This is a genomic window from Legionella sp., from assembly GCF_047605385.1.
Classification (GTDB): domain Bacteria; phylum Pseudomonadota; class Gammaproteobacteria; order Legionellales; family Legionellaceae; genus Legionella.
Map to the genome: position 1 here is coordinate 22,492 of NZ_JASGFU010000026.1, position 15,539 is coordinate 38,030.

Consider the following 15,539-nt stretch of genomic DNA (forward strand, 5'->3'; position numbering starts at 1 on the left):
GTTCCGTTCATGTCTGAATGTTCGTGTCTTTTGATACCTATTGATATATTTTAATGCTCTACTGGCTTATTATAATCCATAGCACAACGCATAGAAGAGATTAAACGAGCACCGGCGTCAAGCATATCATGCTTGGTTTGATGAGCCTCTAAAATCTTAGTGATTAATGCGGCGCCAACAATTACGCCATCGGCAAAATCAGTCACTTCAGCAGCCATTTCTGCAGTTTTAATACCAAACCCTACCATTAAGGGCAAATGGGTTTGCGCTTTACGCTGCTGATATTGCAATTTTAAAGAGGACAACTCCAAAGCACTAGAACCCGTTACACCTTTTAAAGAAACGTAATATAAATAACCTTTGGCATATTCGTTAATTACTTGCATGCGCTCATTGGAGGTAGTTGGTGAGCACAGGAAAATACCATACAAACCATAACGTTCCCAAAGAGCAAATATCTCTCCACTTTCTTCTGGGGGTAAATCGACTAAAATAGTACCATCAACCCCTGCTTCTACTGCCTGTTGCGCAAAGAGTTCATAACCGTATTGTTCTATTGGATTAAGATAGCCCATGAGAATCACTGGAGTTTCTTGATCCTTTTGGCGAAACTCTTTGACCATTTCCAATACATTTCGAGTGGTGATGTGATGTGCTAAAGCCCGCTCCATAGCTTGTTGAATTACCACTCCTTCAGCCATCGGATCGGAAAAAGGAATACCAAGTTCGATAATATTAGCACCTGCTTTTACCAATTCATGCATTAACGGGACGGTAATTTGAGGCTGTGGATCACCCGCCGTAATATACGGGCTTAACATTTTTTGGTGATTGGCTTTTAAATGTGCCAAAGTTTTGTCGATTCTATTCATAGGGTAATCCTATCAATGCTTGCAACAGTATGTATGTCTTTATCACCCCGTCCTGATAGGTTTACGATGATGCATTGCTCCTTAGACATTGTTTTTGCTAATTTCATAGCATAAGCGACTGCATGGCTTGATTCTAATGCGGGTATAATTCCTTCTACACGAGTTAAAGTGCGAAGTGCGTCCAAAGCCTCGTCATCATCGATTGCTTCATAAGTAACGCGACCTATATCTTTCAAGTACGCATGTTCAGGACCCACACCCGGGTAATCTAATCCGGCAGAAATTGAATAAGTATCTTTGATTTGTCCATTCTCATCACAGAGTAAATAAGTACGATTACCATGCAACACGCCAGGTTTGCCAGCAATCAATGAAGCGGCATGCTCACCTGATGCCAAGCCTTTTCCTGCGGCTTCGACACCATAAATAGCTACAGACTCATCATCAAGGAAAGGATGGAATAAACCAATAGCATTAGAACCACCACCAACGCAGGCTACTAAAGCATCTGGAAGACATCCTTTTTTTTCTAAAAATTGTGCTTTTGCTTCAATACCAATTATGGTTTGAAAATCTCTAACGAGTTGTGGATAAGGATGAGGACCTGCCACGGTACCAATAATGTAAAAGGTATTATCAATATTACTTACCCAATCACGCATGGCTTCATTTAATGCATCTTTTAGAGTTTGAGAACCAGCAGTGACCGGAACAACAGTTGCTCCTAATAACTTCATGCGATAAACATTGGTCGCCTGGCGTTTCACGTCTTCAGACCCCATATATACTACACATTCAAGCCCCAATTTTGCAGCCACAGTAGCTGAGGCAACCCCATGCTGACCAGCACCAGTTTCAGCAATGATACGCGTTTTTCCCATACGTTTTGCTAATAAAGCCTGGCCAACCGTATTATTTATTTTATGGGCACCAGTATGATTTAAATCTTCCCGCTTAAGATAAATTTGAGCTCCCCCAATTAATTGGCTTAAACGCTCAGCGTGATACATAGGACTTGGGCGTCCAACAAAATCTTTTAACTCAAGGCTTAACTCCGCTAAAAAATCAGGAGTATGGCGGTATTTGGCATACGCCTGCTTCAATTCGTTTAATGCGGAAACTAAAGTATCGGCAACAAACATACCGCCATAAGGACCAAAATGCCCAAATGCATCAGGAAGTTCATGTTTATTCATATTTGCCTCTAATTGGAACGCTTACCACCACACCAGCTCTCACTTGATTGTTGCTAATTGATTCATAAATCGACTCATCTTATTGTGATCTTTAATGCCAGGCGCTGCCTCTATTCCACTACACAGATCTAATGCATAAGGATGACAAATTTTGAGCACTTCCAATACATTAAACTCATTGAGGCCACCTGCTAATAAATAAGATTTGGGCATAAAATTGGGAATAATTCCCCAATCAAAACAAAGCCCAGTTCCACCTTTTTCATGTTCAGCAGGAGTGTCCAACAACAAAGCCTGCGCACTTACATACTCTTGTGCCGCTTGTTCAATATGTGCAGTAGACTCTGCAGACACTGATTTAATAAAGGGTTTATTAAATTGCTGACAAAATACCACAGATTCCTCACCATGAAATTGTACTAATCGGATAGGCAATTCACTAATTATTTGATGCACTAAATCGCATTCTGGGTTCACAACAACAGCGACTGTATCTACAAATGGAGGCAAATCTTTTAATAATTTTTTTGCCTGCTCTATGGAGACATAACGCTTACTTTGTGGATAAAAAATTAAACCAATCGCATCAACACCTAAATGCACTGCATGAGCAATGTCTTCCTGACGTGTCATACCACACATTTTTACTCTTACGCGAGCATGATTCAATTATTTCTCCCAAAGAAAAGCAGGTCCTGGACTATTTTGTAATAAACCAAATTCTTGCGGATAAGTTACTTGTACTAAGTATAAACCATAGGCTGGAGCAGTTTCTGCCCCCAAACGCCTGTCTTTGGCTTCTAAAACTGCTTTAACCCAAGATACTGGATTTTTTCCTGAGCCTACAGCAATTAAAACCCCAGCAATATTACGCACCATATGGTGTAAAAAAGCATTCGCGGTAATGTCAATGACCACTAAATCATTATGACGTGTCACCTGAATTTTATGCACATTTCGCATTGGTGTATTTGATTGACATTCTACTGAGCGAAAGGAGGTAAAATCATTTTCTCCCACTAAAATTTGAGCTGCTTGATGCATCAAACGATGATCAAGTTGTCGATATTGCCATGTCATATTACTACGTAATATGGCTGGCCTAATTGTGCCATTGTAAATGATATAACGATATCGGCGAGCAGTTGCTGAATATCGGGCATTAAAATTTTCAGAAAGTTCTTTTCCCCATTTAACGCAAATGTCTTTGGGTAAAAAAGAATTAGCACCATGAATCCATGCGCGGACACTTCGCACTTTATTTGTATCAAAATGAATCACTTGATTTGTAGCGTGAACGCCAGTATCCGTCCTGCCTGCGCAAACCACAGATACAGACGCATCGGCAACTTTTGATAAGGCATGTTCTACGGCTTGTTGTACAGTATGCAAGCCTGTTTGTGCTTGCCAGCCATGATATTGGCTACCATCGTATTCAAGCACTAAGGCAATACGCATTCATTATTCCTAGGATAAAAAGAGTCAATTTATATTACTGCATGTGCTTTGTCTATACCTTAGATGATTCATTTTTGCATTTTTTCTTGATTTAATTCCTAGGACCATGATAGTTTCTTGGACTGAGATACTTTGCCTATGTCTAAAACATGGCATCATTGCGGTCAATGTAATTCAAGAACTCTTTAAAATATTTGAGATTCATCCTATGAAAAGGAATTTTTTTTATCTTTGCTTTGTAGCTTTACTATTTGTCTGTAACACTTCGATTTTTGCAAATACTAAAGCCATTGACTCAGTCCCGCTTTCATATGCTCCAGGAATTTGGTTTCTCTCTGTGGGTGGCGGTATGCAATATCCTCAGTGGCATAAACGCATGCATGCCAGTAACACCCCAGAGTTATTTGAGACCTATGATAAAGATTCCTACTCTACCAGAAAGAGAAGTGAATCCGTATTTGTCCTTTCTGCAGGTCGACGTTGGCAACGAGACAGTGACTGGTTTCCCTCTTATTCATTTGAAGCTTTATGGCAACATTTTTTCCGCACGCAATTAGGAAAAAACATCACATCCTATTCTGATGATGAGATGAATGATTACAAATACAATTGGGAACTTACTTCAAATGTGGTGCTCGCTACTGCAAAACTTAATCTCGTACACTATGGAAGATTCGCTCCTTACATTCAAGGTGGAATTGGGAGTTCATTTAATAGAACCTCTAACTATAAAGAACTTGCTTTAACAAAAACAACACCTCGCACTAACCCTAAATATTCAAATTTTAGTACTAGCGAATTTGCATACCTTTTGGGGATTGGGGTGGATTTGCAACTAAATTCCAAATTATCGATTACAGTAGGTTATAACTTCTTGGATTTAGGACAAATTAGCTCTGGTCCAGGAAAAGAAGACTGGTCTAATCAATCACTAACACCTGGATCTTATCATTCAAATGAAGTACTGATTACCATCACTTATCTGTTTGGAAAACAACACCCAGCTTATAAAGAGAAATAAATATTTCTCTTTATAAGCTGGGTGTAAGTAATGATTTTAACAATTAAGGATACGCCATGAGACCATTAATTAAACTTAGCTTCACTTTTGGTTTGATCATGAATTCGAGTGTTTTTGCTGCGGATCCAGTAACTGGATTTTATTTAGGTGTACTTGGTGATCTAAGTTATGCGACGACTTCCGACTCACAATTTACGTTTAATCCTGGCTCAGGACCCATCACTGCCAACACAGAGTTGCAACCTATAGGCGGTGGTGGTGGTCTTTCTATTGGTTATCGTGTTAATAGTGCCTTTCGCCTGGAAGGGGAACTCTTTTTTAATGCAAACAATTATAAAGATGCAACTATTGGTACTTGTACCTTAGTAAGTTCCAATCTAGTAAGTCCTCAAGGGAGTAACTGTCCTGCAGTCGTTGTTAATAATGGCTTAGGATTTAATGCGAATATCTTCGGTGCTTATGCTCTACTTAACGCTTACTATGATATTCTATCAAGTGATCCCAATGCCAGCCTATTTCCATACATAGGCGCCGGGGCTGGTGGTGCCTATGTACGTAATACTGCTGCGGTACAAACTGATAAATACCCTCCTGCTGGAGCTACATTAATAGACGTTAGTGCCAATAGTTCAAATACTGGTTTTGCCGTACAAGGAATTGTAGGGGTAGGTTATTACTTAGATGACTTTGCGACTTTAGGTCTTGATTTTCGCTATATAACCACACTCCGATCTACTAATAATAACAATTCAAACAACTTATCAACCAGTACCATACTTGGTTCTGGCTCGTTTGGAGTTGCAACAATTAATTTAACCGCTACTTTTGCCTTAGAAAAAGCAGTTAAAGATGATTAAGTAAGATCATAGGCCTCGCGCAAGCGGGAAACCATTCCCAATGTTCACTGCATATATAGAGATTGATATGGATGATTTTCAGGAGTTATTGCGTCCTCGATGGGGTTCAGAAAAGTGGATTGCTGAAGGGTGGAATAAAATCAATTCTGATGAAAAAGTACTTATTAAAAAACGCTTGCATGAGCTCTTTCACGATGGGCTGCCCTTTGAAATCAAACATGATAAATTACTCTACATTTATTCGTTTTCCTTGTTAGCCCAATTAGAAGTATTAGCTATTCAAATTCCCTTAAAATTTGAAGACAAAATGGTTAGCAAGGAAAATAAACAACGCATGCACATACAGCTTTTAGATGAAATTTTTCATGGTTTAGTATTTACCAAAATTCTTTACATGCTCTGTGAGCCTTATGCTTTTCCTCCTCACTACAACGCTAATATTGAAATTTTATGCAATTACGTACGTAATGAAGAATCCCCACAAGTTGCCGTCATGCTGTTGAATTTAATTGCTGAGGGTTGGATTGAAGAGGCTTTCAAATGTTATGCACAACAAGACATTGCACCAAAAATTTTCAATGTCATCTTAAATGATGAGCATCGCCATGTATGTGAAGCTGACTTATATCGTGACATTGGCTTGCCTGATTCAACAATTATGAAAAGCAAACTAGAATATTTAGAGGAGCAGCTTTTAGTAAATTTCTTTTTGCAGCATCGTTACATAGTGGCATCTTCTGCATTATTAGGACTACAAGGAGCCAGTCAATTCATACAGGCATTAAATACCAAACATCATCAGCAATTGCAAAAAATTAATCTTGAACCGAGTAAAAAATGGATGGCCTTTATGCATCTCATACAAAATATGCTGCCCTTAATCCATAATTATGCTCACCTGCATCAAGAAGTTGAAATGACTCCTCTACGTAAATTAATGATGATGCAATGGGATAATTCCAGCGATGCAACTATGGTTTCACAATCTATTATTAATGTGACTTGCATTGATTTTTTTGAGAAGAAATTTCCGCCAGAAACATTAACTACATTAATGATGCAAACAGTTAGTCTCTGGCTTAAAGAAAACGAATTATATCGTTGTTATTTTCATTCCCAAAAATTATACCAAAGTAAAGAAGCTTATGTAGGAGTGGTTGTCCAATTACCCAACTGTCGCGATCACTTGGGCACTATTGCCTTTGCTAATTGCCACGAAATGAGTTTCACTGAACTAGCAAAGGCAATCCGCGACATCATTCCCTTGATGGTCTATTGCTACAAACGACGTGAAGAATTAGAACAATTGCATCCTCATTTAAAACCCTATGAAGAAGAAACGCTGTTTGACTTCGCCAACACTGTTTATAACTACCCCATTCCTGGTAGCCCAGTTGCAACAATTAGTAATATTGGCCCTTGGGCTTATACCTATGCTAAATCGCCTTTATTTAAAAATGAAGTGATGAAATTTGTCATGTTGCAAGTGGAGCGTAAACAAATATGGAATAACAACAGTAAACAATTTGTAATTCAGGATCAATTACCGATTTCTATTAGTGCCGATCATCGTCTTTTTGATGGGAATACGCCCGTACCAAAAATGCTCAACGTTGCATTTCAACACATGTATAAAAAAATGCTTACGGAGCAAAAGAAATCAACACAAGAAAAAAAGACAATTAATACCCCTCAGTTTGTTAAAGGTATTGAGACCTTATTAAATTTGAATGTTGATTTTGGCTATCTGTGCCTAAGTGCATTACAAACTATGTGGGCAGACTTTTTTGCTCCGGAAGATTTGTTAGCATCAATGGAAGCATTTCAAACAGCCAACAAGATGCTATCCTAAACAATTGCAACGTGCCTCCTTTGTGAGCGCACGTTAATTTATTACCTTTACATTTTGATATTAGACCTCTCTTGCTTTACATCTGACTCTAATCCATAATCTGACCTTTTCGTTTTCTTCTGATATCCTCCTAGGAGTAGCAATGCCTGCATCAATAATCGACGGAAAAGTATTAGCTAATTTACGTTTCGATGAATTAAAACAACGTGTTCATGAACATGTGCAACAGGGACATCGTGCTCCAGGCCTGGCAGTAATATTGGTAGGTGCTGACCTCGCCTCTTTAGTGTATGTGCGTAATAAACGTAAAGCCTGTGCTGAAGTAGGAATTACTTCTCACTCTTATGATTTACCAGAAAAAACCACGCAAGACGCATTAATCGCATTAATTGAGAAATTAAATGATTTACCTGAGATCGATGGTATTTTAATTCAATTACCCTTACCAAAACACATTGACGAACACCTCATCATTGAATGCATTAAACCTGAAAAAGATGTAGATGGTTTTCATCCTTATAATCTAGGGCGTTTGGCTCAACGTAATCCACTACTTCGCCCTTGCACTCCTTTAGGAATTATGAGTTTATTAGATTATTATCGGCTTAATGTGAAAGGAAAACATGCGGTCGTGATTGGTGCATCAAATATAGTCGGTCGCCCTATGAGCCTGGAGCTGTTAATGGCTGGAGCAACGGTCACTATTTGTCATCGTTTCACACAAAATTTGGAAAAGTTCATTCGTATTGCAGACTTTGTGATTGTTGCTACTGGGCATATGGATGTGATTGATGTTGAATGGCTCAATATAAATCAAGTGGTGATTGATGTGGGTATTCATCGCTTACCTGATGGCAGCATTCGTGGTGATGTAGATTTTAAAAAAGCAATCAATAAAGTAGCTTGGTTGACACCAGTTCCAGGTGGGGTGGGGCCAATGACAATTGTATCTTTGCTTGAAAATACAATGATGGCAGCAACAAGATTAAAAAATTAGCAGGGTGATTTCCCCAAAGACCCAACCTACAAAATTAAGAGATTATTATCAAAGAGTTTTCTACCTAAAATTCTATTGAACAGGTACTATTTTTCCACCATATCCCAGTCAAACTCACCACTGAGCTCATCAAAATCATCTTTAAATTCATCTTTTAAGCGCTTACGTTCTAATTTATCCTCCAGCATACGTCTTACATTTTTTTTATGCTCGGTATCTACATCGTCATCATAATTGTAATCAGAAAACGATGAGTCATTGTAGTCTTCATGCAGATCCATAACTATCCCCTTTCGACTCTCTTAAAAAGAGTATAGTAGAAAAAATTTCTAATCTGTTATAATTCATACTTTTTAAATAGACTAAATTTATGCTCAGTTATCAACACGGATATCACGCCGGCAACTTCGCCGATGTCATTAAACATATTGCTCTAACTCGCTTGTTAAGCTACATGACACAAAAAGATACACCTTTATTGTATCTGGAAACTCATTCTGGAAAAGGTTTATATGATTTAAAATACCGTCAGGCTGAAAAAACAGGCGAATACAAGCAAGGTGTCAAACTTATTTGGCCAGATAAAAAAACATTGCCGGCAACTTTTCATGAGTACATTCAGGTTCTTAAACAATTAAATCACACGAATGAATTAAACATGTATCCAGGATCCCCCTATTTAGCAATAAATGGCCTGCGCACCCAAGATCGCATGTATTTTTGTGAATTGCATCCTACAGAATTTGAAGCCTTAAGCCAAATACCACGGATGCATAAAAAAGTACATTTCAGTAAAAGCGACGGTGTTGCTGCATTAAATGCGGTATTGCCCCCTCCTGAAAAAAGAGGTTTAATCTTCATTGATCCTTCATTTGAAGTTAAAGACGATTATCGGGATATTCCTGCAGCAATAAAACAAGCATATAATCGTTTTGCAACTGGTGTTTATTGCCTTTGGTATCCAGTAGTTAATCAACGATTAACCCAGCAGTTAATACGTCGGATGCAAGCAATTAACACCAAAAATGCTGTACGTGTTGAATTTAATTTGACTAAATCATCAATGGAAGGCATGTCAGGTACGGGTTTATGGGTAATTAATCCTCCATATACCTTTGCTGAAGAAATGCAGTCCGTATTAAAAACATTAAAAACTTATTTTAACCCCGGAGTTTCCACTTATCTTATTGAGAGCTACTGACATGTCAATTATTCCCGTTCCAGCGTTTAGCGATAATTATATTTGGGTTATTCCTGATACTAAAAAGGGGGTTTTTGATTGTGTTGATCCCGGTGAGGCCGCTCCGATAGTACGTTTTGCCAAGAGTAAGCGCTTGAAGCCACGCACTATTTTATTAACACATCACCATCACGATCATATTGGTGGCGTTAGCGAATTAGTACAACAATTTCCCTCCTGTATAGTTTATGGCCCGCAAGATCCACGTATTTCTTATATCAATCATCCAGTACATGAACATCAAACCATACAAATCGGACAGCATTCCTTCCGTATTTTGGCAAATCCGGGCCATACCTCAAGTCATATTAGCTATTATGAACCACAGCAAGGCTGGTTATTTTGTGGGGACACTCTATTTTCTGCAGGATGTGGTCGCGTATTTGATGGTACTTTGAGCCAATTGTATCAATCCATGCAATTATTCAAGTCACTTCCCTCGGAAACGCAAGTCTATTGTGCTCATGAATATACCTGGCAAAATTTACGCTTTGCGCAAACTGTAGAACCACATAATCAAAACATTGCAAATTATTTACATAAAATTCAAAATCAATCCAATGCACCTTACCCTCAACCATGAAGCAAGAGCGACTTATTAATCCTTTTTTACGTACTGATGTCCTTGAAGTCCAAAATTATGCAACTCAGCATGGTGCAAATAAAAATGACCCCTTAGATGTTTTTAGAGTACTGCGTGAACAGAAGAATACATTTAAGTAATTACGCGTAAAGAATTAAGTTGAATCTTTATGTATCAATTAAAATCAAGAAGGGTTTTATCCTGAAACAAATTCGAGTACACTGACTAGCCAATAACGTTCATAGGTCAATGCCATTGAAATTAAAGTTATTCATAATAAAAAAAATTTTATTTTGTTTTCTGATATTTTATGGGATTTCTGGCGTATCAATTGCTCACACTACATCTGATGTATGGGAAGTATTGCGTAGCGAATTTAGAATAAATCATGAAACCTCACGAGCGGAGGTGCAAGAACAAATCCGTTGGCTTGTCTCTCACCCAAGCTACTTACAAAAAGTCTGCCGCCAATCAGAACCTTACATCTACCATATTCTTGGTGAGATAAAAAAACGAAAATTACCTGGTGAATTAGCACTCTTACCCATGATTGAAAGTGCTTATGATCCATTTGCTTATTCCGGTGTAGGTGCTGCGGGCTTATGGCAATTAATGCCAAGAACAGGCGCTGACTTGGGCTTAAAACAGGATTGGTGGTTCGATGGCCGCCGTAGTATTCGCCCCTCTACTGAAGCAGCATTAAGTTATTTGATTTATTTAAATAAATTTTTTGAAGGAAATTGGATTTTAGCAATCGCTGCTTATGATTCTGGAGAAGGAACCATTTCCCGCGCCATTAAAGTAAGCCAACGCCCTACTCAAAATGTCAGCTTTTGGGAATTGTTAACACCTCGGGAAACACAAATTTATGTCCCTCGTTTATTGGCATTGGCTGAAGTTATCAAAAATCCACAACGCTATAGGATATCACTTCCTGAAATACCTTATTTACCCTATTTTGAAGAAGTAAATATTGGCAGCCAAATTGACTTAAGCCATGCAGCAAAGCTAGCAGGTATTAGTTATAAAGAATTAATCAAATTAAATCCAGGCTATAATCGTTGGACTACAGCTCCTTATAAGCCTTTTAAGTTATTAATTCCAGCAGAAAAAGTACAGCAATTTAACTCTAACTTGGCGAATTTTCCTGAAGAAAAGCGCGTTAGTTGGACAAAACACCAAGTAAAGCAAGGAGACAACCTGGATAATATTGCCATTCGTTATCACACAACGGTTAATTTAATTAAACAACTCAATCAGTTACCTACCAATACAATCACACCGAATCAATCTCTCTTGATTCCAAGTACTAAAAATGCACCAACTCTCATTCCTCAAAAAGAAATTGCTATCGCTAAAACCACACCTTTCAGTACTGGAGCCATTAACAGTACTGCTAAGTTATTGAACCCCATACGAGAAGGCAATAATCGTCGAGTAATTCATATTGTACAAGGTACAGATAGTTATCAACGTTTAGAGCAATTGTATGGCGTCACTATTAAAGAAATCCAAAGCTGGAATAAAATGTCTGCTTACCAAAGATTGCAAACGGGTCAACAATTGGTCATTTGGAAACAGGTAAAACAACCTAAACAATATATTGTTCAGCGTGGAGACAACTTAAATATTATTGCGAAAAAAAATCAAATTCAAGTTAATAAAATTCTCTCCTTAAATCCAGGATTACGCTGGAATGCACCTCTTCAACATGGGCAACGGATACGAGTAGGCTAGGAAATTATTTCTATTTCCTGCAGGAACATTGCAGGAGTGGACAAAACTTGTGTTATACTGAAAGTAACTTATTTATATATTAATTAATATGAAATTACTATTTGATTTTTTTCCTATAGTGTTATTTTTTATCGTGTATAAAACCTCTGGTATTTATACAGCAACCGCCATTGCTATGATGGCTTCTTTAAGCCAAGTAGCTTTTTATCGCTTAAAATTCCAGCATTATGAAAAAATACACCTTATCAGTTTAGCAATTATTATGATTCTTGGAGGAGCTACTCTCTTTTTCCATAATCCTTGGTTTATTAAATGGAAGCCTACTGGCATTTATTGGCTTTCAGCTTTAGTATTTTTCAGTTCAAGCTTTATAGGCAGCAAGCCTTTAATCCAAAAAATGATGGAAGCTAATGTGACCTTACCAACAAAAGTATGGCACCGGCTGAATGCTGCTTGGGCTTTATTTTTTATCTTAATGGGGGCAGTCAACCTTTACGTTGCTTATCATTACGACACGGATGCCTGGGTTAATTTTAAATTATTTGGTGGCGTAGGATTTACTTTGCTTTTTGTATTAATTCAAGCATTTTATTTAACAAAACATATGGACGAAACTGGGCTTGAAAAACAGTAGGAGCAAATATGAGACTATTGCTAGTTGAAGACGATGAGCTTTTGGGCGATGCAGTCAAGACCGGTTTAACACAATTCGATTATATTGTTGACTGGCTTAAAGATGGAGAAGCAGCGCGTGCTGCGCTGAAATCTGAGTCTTTTGAGTTAATTATCCTTGATCTAGGGCTACCTAAATTATCAGGTCTCGCTTTATTACAAAATATTCGCCACGATGGCAATTCTACTCCAGTAATTATCTTAACTGCACGTGAATCAGTTGAGGATCGTATCAAAGGCTTAGACAGCGGTGCTGATGATTATTTGGTAAAACCCTTTGACTTAAATGAGCTTAGTGCTCGGATTAGAGCCTTGGTGAGACGGTCCCAAGGTCGTGCTGATTCAGTCTTACAATACAAAAACATTACGCTTGATCCAGCAGCACACTCCGTATTGGTAGATGACGTTCTTGTTAATGTTCCGCGACGCGAATTCGCTTTACTGCAAAAGTTATTAGAAAATAGTGGCCAGGTTTTATCACGTGAACAGCTGATGCAAAGCATTTACGGTTGGGAAGAAGATGTCGACAGTAATGCACTTGAAGTTCACATTCATAATTTACGCAAGAAACTCAATGCTAACTTTATCCGTACTATACGTGGCGTTGGCTATATGGCTGAAAAAAATGACGGTATTACGACATCGTGAAATCTTCTATAAGAAAGTTTCTTTTATTCAACTTATTGCTGGCCATCACGATTACCACCACTCTAACTGCTATTGGTAACTATTATCTGGATCAAAAAGACATCCAAGACCATCTAGATACATTAATGGCAGTTTCAGCCTTATCTTATCAGGCGTTATTGGGTGATGATGTACACGAACGCCCTTTGACCAAAATTCAAAATACTTTAGATACTATTCCGCAAAAAATAGATACTTTTTATCAAAAAAGATTCTTAAATGATGAACCTCCCGAAAATTATATGGATAAATTTAATTTTCAGGTCTGGACTAATGGCGGGAAATTATTATTGCATTCTCCCACAGCACCTAAAATTCCATTAACCTCAGAAATCGATGGTTTTAGTGATAAAAAAATTGCAGAACAAGATTGGCGTGTATTTACTACTTATAATGATAAAGCAGGTATTCGTACGGTATTGGCAGAACGTTATGATACTCGTAATGAGTTAGGGCACCGCATTGCACAAGACGACCTCTATATAATGCTCCTGACCTTCCCTTTATCAGGCTTATTAATTTGGATCATCATTGGCCGAGGTTTAGATAGCTTAGACAAAGTTGCTGGAGAAGTAGCAAACAGAGAACCAAGTCATTTGGAGCCAGTAGATTTACAAGAAATTCCTGAGGAAATTAAACCGGTTATTGACGAGTTAAATAAATTATTCTATCGCCTCAAAGAAGGCTTTGAACGTGAAAAACGCTTTGCTGCAGATGCAGCACATGAATTACGTACACCGCTAGCAGCATTGAAAACCCAAGCGCAAGTCGCCTTACACACCAATGATATCAATGAAAAAAATCAGGCTTTACATAAATTAATTGCTAGTGTTAATCGTAGTACACATATCGTACAGCAATTGTTAACTATGAGCCGTTTAGTTCCTGAAGCGGCGCATATTGATGGTAAAGATGAAGTACATCTAAGCCGATTAACTCGTGAAATCTTAGCCATGCTTGCTCCTTCTGCATTGCAAAAACAAATTGATCTGGAATTGGAAAGCAATGATGCAGAGAATTTGGTTATTTATGGCAACCCCACTGCTTTGAGTATTTTAGTACGTAATCTCGTAGATAATGCAATTCGTTATAGTAATGAACACAGTCAAATTAAAGTATGCCTTGCAAAAGCAGCAAATAATGAAGTAATGATCGAGGTTTCCGACAACGGACCAGGAATCCCTGCTGAATTAAGAGCACGTGTCTTTGAACGTTTTTTCCGGGTGTTAGGTAATAAAAGTCCTGGCAGTGGCCTAGGACTTGCTATTGTACAACAAATTTGTGATTTACATGGCGGTCGGGTAATACTCGATGCACCGAAAGAAGGAACAGGGTTGATTGTGAGAGTATTTTTACCTATCCATTCGGTAGAATGAAGAGTAATTATCCTCTTCATTATTTTCTTAGACTCTGAATAAATTTTTTACTAATTATTTTTGTGAATAACCCTCATATTGCTCTAAAACCCCCTCTGAGGATTCAATAGATGATGAAACAGCAGGCCTTAGTACTTTTCTTATACTGTGAGCTAAATCACAGGCCTTTAAGCCGAGCGTATTTACCTCAGAATCTAAACTTGCAGGAGTTAACTTAGCTCGTAATAAGTCATCCTGTGCTAATAAAGCACGACCATCGGGGTTACTACATAACACCAAATCTGCATTTACACCTTGCGTCAATCCTTTAGTAGAAATTACTTCTAAACTTGTGGAAGTTAACTTGGCTCGTAACGTGATATCTTGTTCCCTTCGGCGGTACCACATAAGTAAAGAGCCAAATTTTCATTAATATCGTTACGATAATTGAAGTCAATTTTTCCCGGTTAGCTAAAAGATACGAAATAGCCACATCAAAAAGCTTGAAATTAAATAGCACTAAGCATACTTCATTAGGTTCACCTTGTAAGTCATTTAAGTTAAGTTCGCCTTTCATAAGAGCTAATATTTGCCGTTCTACAGGAGAAATATCTAAATGTGTTTCAGTGAGAAAACGAGTAATAAGGATATTATTCGCTTTTTTTCGTGTTAAATTTTTGTCAAATACATCTATTAAATAGTAAATTGGCTTCTCTAGGTTGAAACCCATTGATAGCTACATTTTTATCCAATAAATAATTAATAATCTCAAAATTACCAATGTTCATCGCAGCTACTAACGGCGACATCAAGCTCTGAGGATCTGGACAATTAATATCGAGCTGAGCTCCTTCAATTAAATGCTTTACTTGCTTTAAATTTTGTTCTTTTATTGCTTTAAATAAAGCCTAATTGATAAACAAAGTTGACTAATTTTAATCAATTTAGATTTTAATTGTAACTCCCCATGTATTTAATTGAGCTCACCGGCTTCCCCTCTCCACCGCGCGCA

At 37.9% G+C, this 15,539-nt stretch carries 16 protein-coding genes and 1 pseudogene; 10 read left to right on the forward strand and 7 right to left on the reverse strand.

Going from position 1 to position 15,539, the window contains the following annotated elements; genetic code table 11:
• Positions 1-50 precede the first annotated feature (50 nt).
• From trpA to truA, 4 genes are read right to left on the reverse strand one after another with little or no spacing between them, the layout of a single operon-like run.
• Positions 51-872, reverse strand: coding sequence for a tryptophan synthase subunit alpha (trpA, locus tag QM652_RS07775; protein ID WP_415074510.1), 822 nt, complete (start codon positions 870-872; stop codon positions 51-53).
• Complete coding sequence (gene trpB, locus QM652_RS07780) at positions 869-2,068, reverse strand: tryptophan synthase subunit beta (RefSeq protein ID WP_415074512.1); 1,200 nt, start codon at positions 2,066-2,068, stop codon at positions 869-871. Before trpB ends, trpA begins: the two co-directional genes overlap by 4 nt.
• Positions 2,069-2,107: 39 nt before the next feature.
• Positions 2,108-2,737 (reverse strand): phosphoribosylanthranilate isomerase, encoded by a 630-nt coding sequence (locus QM652_RS07785; RefSeq protein WP_415074514.1) that lies wholly within the window; start codon positions 2,735-2,737, stop codon positions 2,108-2,110.
• Positions 2,738-3,526, reverse strand: a complete 789-nt coding sequence (gene truA, locus QM652_RS07790) for a tRNA pseudouridine(38-40) synthase TruA (protein WP_415074516.1) — start codon at positions 3,524-3,526, stop codon at positions 2,738-2,740.
• A gap of 208 nt (positions 3,527-3,734) precedes the next feature.
• Here truA and QM652_RS07795 point away from each other — a divergent pair, with 208 nt between their 5' ends.
• The 4 genes from QM652_RS07795 to folD all read left to right on the forward strand — a co-directional run bounded on the left by QM652_RS07795 (position 3,735) and on the right by folD (position 8,253).
• Positions 3,735-4,547, forward strand: a complete 813-nt coding sequence (locus QM652_RS07795; protein WP_415074518.1) for an outer membrane protein — start codon at positions 3,735-3,737, stop codon at positions 4,545-4,547.
• Positions 4,548-4,603: 56 nt separating this feature from the next.
• The gene (locus tag QM652_RS07800; protein ID WP_415074520.1) at positions 4,604-5,404 is read left to right on the forward strand and encodes an outer membrane protein; all 801 of its coding nucleotides are present in this window, start codon (positions 4,604-4,606) and stop codon (positions 5,402-5,404) included.
• A gap of 40 nt (positions 5,405-5,444) precedes the next feature.
• Entirely contained in the window at positions 5,445-7,256 is a 1,812-nt protein-coding gene (locus QM652_RS07805) for a 2-oxo acid dehydrogenase subunit E2 (RefSeq protein ID WP_415074522.1), read from the forward strand.
• Positions 7,257-7,398: 142 nt separating this feature from the next.
• A complete protein-coding gene (gene folD / locus QM652_RS07810) occupies positions 7,399-8,253 on the forward strand; it encodes a bifunctional methylenetetrahydrofolate dehydrogenase/methenyltetrahydrofolate cyclohydrolase FolD (protein ID WP_415074524.1) in 855 nt (284 codons plus the stop codon).
• 86 nt (positions 8,254-8,339) lie between these two features.
• Here folD and QM652_RS07815 read toward each other — a convergent pair whose 3' ends face one another.
• Positions 8,340-8,534 carry a PA3496 family putative envelope integrity protein gene (locus QM652_RS07815; RefSeq protein ID WP_415074526.1) on the reverse strand — a complete coding sequence of 65 codons (195 nt, stop codon included), beginning with the start codon at positions 8,532-8,534 and terminating at the stop codon, positions 8,340-8,342.
• Between the two features lie 89 nt (positions 8,535-8,623).
• Between QM652_RS07815 and QM652_RS07820 the strand changes: the two genes are divergently transcribed.
• From QM652_RS07820 to QM652_RS07845, 6 genes and pseudogenes are all read left to right on the forward strand, one after another.
• Positions 8,624-9,454 (forward strand): 23S rRNA (adenine(2030)-N(6))-methyltransferase RlmJ, encoded by an 831-nt coding sequence (locus QM652_RS07820; protein ID WP_415074528.1) that lies wholly within the window; start codon positions 8,624-8,626, stop codon positions 9,452-9,454.
• Between the two features lies 1 nt (position 9,455).
• A pseudogene (gene gloB, locus QM652_RS07825) lies at positions 9,456-10,216 on the forward strand (hydroxyacylglutathione hydrolase).
• 115 nt (positions 10,217-10,331) lie between these two features.
• A complete protein-coding gene (locus QM652_RS07830; protein WP_415074530.1) occupies positions 10,332-11,813 on the forward strand; it encodes a LysM peptidoglycan-binding domain-containing protein in 1,482 nt (493 codons plus the stop codon).
• A gap of 88 nt (positions 11,814-11,901) precedes the next feature.
• Complete coding sequence (locus tag QM652_RS07835) at positions 11,902-12,447, forward strand: septation protein A (RefSeq protein WP_415074532.1); 546 nt, start codon at positions 11,902-11,904, stop codon at positions 12,445-12,447.
• An 8-nt stretch (positions 12,448-12,455) separates the two neighbouring features.
• On the forward strand, positions 12,456-13,133 hold the full coding sequence (locus QM652_RS07840; protein ID WP_415074534.1) for a response regulator: 678 nt from the start codon (positions 12,456-12,458) through the stop codon (positions 13,131-13,133).
• Positions 13,130-14,548, forward strand: coding sequence for an ATP-binding protein (locus tag QM652_RS07845; protein ID WP_415074536.1), 1,419 nt, complete (start codon positions 13,130-13,132; stop codon positions 14,546-14,548). Before QM652_RS07840 ends, QM652_RS07845 begins: the two co-directional genes overlap by 4 nt.
• Before the next feature lie 54 nt (positions 14,549-14,602).
• On the opposite strand, the gene QM652_RS07850 is transcribed toward QM652_RS07845, so the two are convergent.
• Positions 14,603-14,935 (reverse strand): hypothetical protein, encoded by a 333-nt coding sequence (locus QM652_RS07850; RefSeq protein ID WP_415074538.1) that lies wholly within the window; start codon positions 14,933-14,935, stop codon positions 14,603-14,605.
• 272 nt (positions 14,936-15,207) lie between these two features.
• Positions 15,208-15,420 (reverse strand): hypothetical protein, encoded by a 213-nt coding sequence (locus QM652_RS07855; RefSeq protein WP_415074540.1) that lies wholly within the window; start codon positions 15,418-15,420, stop codon positions 15,208-15,210.
• Positions 15,421-15,539: the final 119 nt, after the last annotated feature.